Origin of the sequence: Microcella sp., assembly GCF_033763155.1 — a bacterium.
Classification (GTDB): domain Bacteria; phylum Actinomycetota; class Actinomycetes; order Actinomycetales; family Microbacteriaceae; genus Microcella.
Genome location: NZ_JANRKZ010000188.1, coordinates 1 through 3,145, shown reverse-complemented (window position 1 = coordinate 3,145; position 3,145 = coordinate 1). Strand labels below are relative to the sequence as shown.

Sequence of the window (3,145 nt, the reverse complement as noted above, 5' to 3'; positions counted from 1 at the left end):
CCGTACGGCCTCGCGCAGGTGCAGCGCCGAGGCGTCGATCACCGTGGTGTAGCCGAGGCGCGCGCCTTCGGCGGCACGCTGCGGGGCGCCCGAGACGGCGCGGATTTCGCCGGCAAGACTGATTTCTCCGATGGCGGCGAGGTGGGCATCCAGAGCCTTTTCGCGACGCGCGCTCGCGACAGCCAGCGCAATGGCGAGGTCGGCCGCGGGCTCGGTCAGGCGGATTCCGCCGACGGTTGAGACATAGACGTCAAAGCCAGAGAGCGGCATGCCGCAGCGGCGTTCGAGCACGGCGAGCAGCATGGCCACGCGCGACGAGTCGACACCGTTGACGACGCGGCGCGGCTGCGGGGCGTTCGACGCAACGATGAGGGCTTGCACCTCGACGGGGAGGGCGCGGCGACCTTCCATGGCGATCGCCACGCACGTGCCACTCACGGGCGTTGTCGAACCCGAGCGAAACAGAATCGACGGATCGGCGACCTCGGCGATGCCGTCGCCGGTCATCTCAAAGCAACCCACCTCGTCGGTGGGGCCGAAGCGGTTCTTGAGCGCTCGCACGAAGCGCAGCGCGGTCTGCCGGTCGCCCTCGAACTGACACACAACGTCGACGAGGTGCTCGAGCAGTCGCGGCCCCGCGATCGTGCCGTCTTTCGTCACGTGGCCCACAAGCACGACGGGGATGTCGCGATCTTTCGCCACACGGATGAGGGTGGCCGCGACCTCGCGCACCTGCGAGACGCCGCCGGCGAGCCCGTCGACGAGCGACGATGCCACGGTCTGCACCGAGTCAATGATGACGAGAGCGGGCTGCACCTCGTCGATCTGTCCGAGAATGGTCGCCAGGTCGGTCTCGGAGGCCAGGTAGAGCTCGGGCGTGAGGGCACCCGTGCGGCCCGCGCGCAGGCGCACTTGCGCCACCGATTCTTCGGCGCTCACGTAGAGCACGCGTTGGCCGAGCTTGGCGGCGCGGGCGGCCACCTCGAGCAGCAGTGTTGACTTGCCGACCCCGGGCTCGCCCGACAGCAGAATGGCGGCGCCGGGCACAATGCCCCCGCCGAGCACGCGATCGAACTCGGCGATGCCCGTGGGCGTGTGGCTCTCGCCCCGCGGTTCGATCTCGGTGATGGGGCGTGCGGCGCGGCCGTCGGCAACCCGGGCCGGCGCGGTGTGCCGCGTCGGCGCATCCTTTTCAATGACAGTGCCCCATTGCTGGCACTCGCCGCAGCGGCCGGCCCACTTCAGGGTCGTCCAGCCGCACTCGGTGCAGACGAAGTTCGCGGTGGGTTTGGCCATGATCGCTTCAGAATACGCGGCACCCCCGACGACGCAGGGCGACGGATGCTCGCTCTCGCCACCCGCGGTTCGACCCGCCCTCCCGCCTGTACTAAACTCTTTCGCGGTGACGTGTCCGAGCGGCCGAAGGTGCAACTCTCGAAAAGTTGTGTGGGTGTTGAGCCCACCGTGGGTTCAAATCCCACCGTCACCGCCACCGTCTGTGATCCAGACCAAGAAGACCCCCGAACGACTGCGTTCGGGGGTTTTGTTGTTTCACGGTCAGCGCATACCGCGAGCGATGCCCGCTCTCTAGACTGGGCACACCCTCCACCCCGACGGGAGCCCACCGATGGCCGACATTCGCCGCGTCGCGTTCATGCGACACCTTCGTTCGATGCCCACCGTGCACGTCGTTCACTTGCGTCGCGGCAAAGTCGCCCACGAGGGCGTCGGCATCGCCTTCTACTTTCGCGCGCTCAACGCGGCCATCAGCGAAGTGCCGACGGCCGAGGCCGAGTTGCCCGCGGTTTTTCACGCCCGCACTTCTGACTTTCAAGACGTCACGATTCAGGTCACGGTCACCTATCGTTTCGACGACCCGAGCGTGGCCGCGCGCCGCATCAACTTTGGCATCGATCCCTACACGGGCCAGTGGCTCGGCGACCCGCTCGAGAAGGTTGCCGCGCGCATCACCGAACTCGCGCAGCAATACGCCGTCGAGCACGTCGCCACGAGCGGACTCGTCGACTTGCTCGCGAAGGGCCTGCCGACCGTTCGGCAAGCGATGTTCGACGGCCTCGTGCAAGACCAGCGTTTGGCCGAGACGTCGATTGTCGTCATCGGGGTGCGGGTGGTGAGCATCCGCCCCGTCGCTGACCTGGAGAAGGCTCTCGAGACTCCGCTGCGCGAGCAAGTGCAGCAAGACGCCGATAAAGCCACCTACGAGCGGCGGGCCACCGCGGTTGAGCGCGAGCGCACGATCGCCGAGAACGAGTTGCAGTCGCGCATCGAACTCGCCAAGCGCGAAGAACTGCTCGTGGCGCAAGAGGGCGCGAACGCCCAGAAGCGCGCGCTCGAGGCCGCGGCCGTCAAGCGCATCGAGACCGAGGCAAGTGCCGAGTCGACCCGTACGATCGGGGCCGCGCGCGCCGACGCCGAGGCCGCCCGCCTCGCGAGCTACGCCGACGCTGACACCTCGCTCTTGCTGGCCCTCGCGGCCCAGAACGCGTCGGAGCACCTGCCGAACATCGGCACGCTCAACCTGACCCCCGATGTCATCACGCAAGCGCTCAGCCGCTTGGCGGCGCCCCCCGCCGCAGCGCCCGCCGTGACCCCGGCGACGGATGCTGCGCCGGTGCCCGCGCCCCCCGCCGAGTCTGCGGCTCCGCCCGAGAGGTAGCCCGTGGCCCTCGCTCCCCGCGTGGTGCTCGTGCATCGCCGCACCGAGTACACCGAGTTGCTCGCGCGCCACGCGACCCGCGGGCAGGCCGAGTTCTTTCTCTCGTCGCGAGGACGCAGCATCGACGAGGTCATTGCCCGCCACGAGTCGATGCAGTCGAGCCTCGCACGCGTCTCGGCGGCGATTCCGGAGGGGGTGCGTCAGGCGCGCGTCGAGCGCGGCGACCTTGACCGCTACGTGTTTTCGCCCGAAGACGTCATCGTCATCGTGGGTCAAGACGGGCTCGTGGCCAATGTGGCCAAGTACCTCGACGGGCAACCCGTCATCGGCATCGACCCCGAGCCGCAGCGCAACGCGGGAATCCTCGTTCCGCACGCGGCCACCGATGCCGGTGAGCTGATCGCTGCAGTGATCGCGGGGCGAGCATCCGTCGCCGCGCGCGCCATGGTGCAGGCGACGCTCGACGAC

General features: G+C 68.7%; 2 protein-coding genes, 1 tRNA gene and 1 pseudogene. 3 read left to right on the top strand and 1 reads right to left on the bottom strand.

Annotated elements, in window-relative coordinates:
• Window positions 1-1,296, bottom strand: a 1,296-nt coding sequence (gene radA, locus SFU54_RS07865) for a DNA repair protein RadA (protein ID WP_319015730.1), incomplete at its 3' end; no start/stop codon positions are given.
• A 105-nt stretch (window positions 1,297-1,401) separates the two neighbouring features.
• On the opposite strand from radA, the gene SFU54_RS07860 reads away from it, so the two are divergent.
• From SFU54_RS07860 to SFU54_RS07850, 3 genes and pseudogenes are all read left to right on the top strand, one after another.
• Window positions 1,402-1,492: transfer RNA gene (locus SFU54_RS07860), tRNA-Ser, on the top strand.
• Window positions 1,493-1,672: 180 nt separating this feature from the next.
• On the top strand, window positions 1,673-2,677 hold the full coding sequence (locus SFU54_RS07855) for an SPFH domain-containing protein (RefSeq protein WP_319015729.1): 1,005 nt from the start codon (window positions 1,673-1,675) through the stop codon (window positions 2,675-2,677).
• Between the two features lie 3 nt (window positions 2,678-2,680).
• Window positions 2,681-3,145: pseudogene (locus SFU54_RS07850) on the top strand (hypothetical protein); the annotation flags it as partial.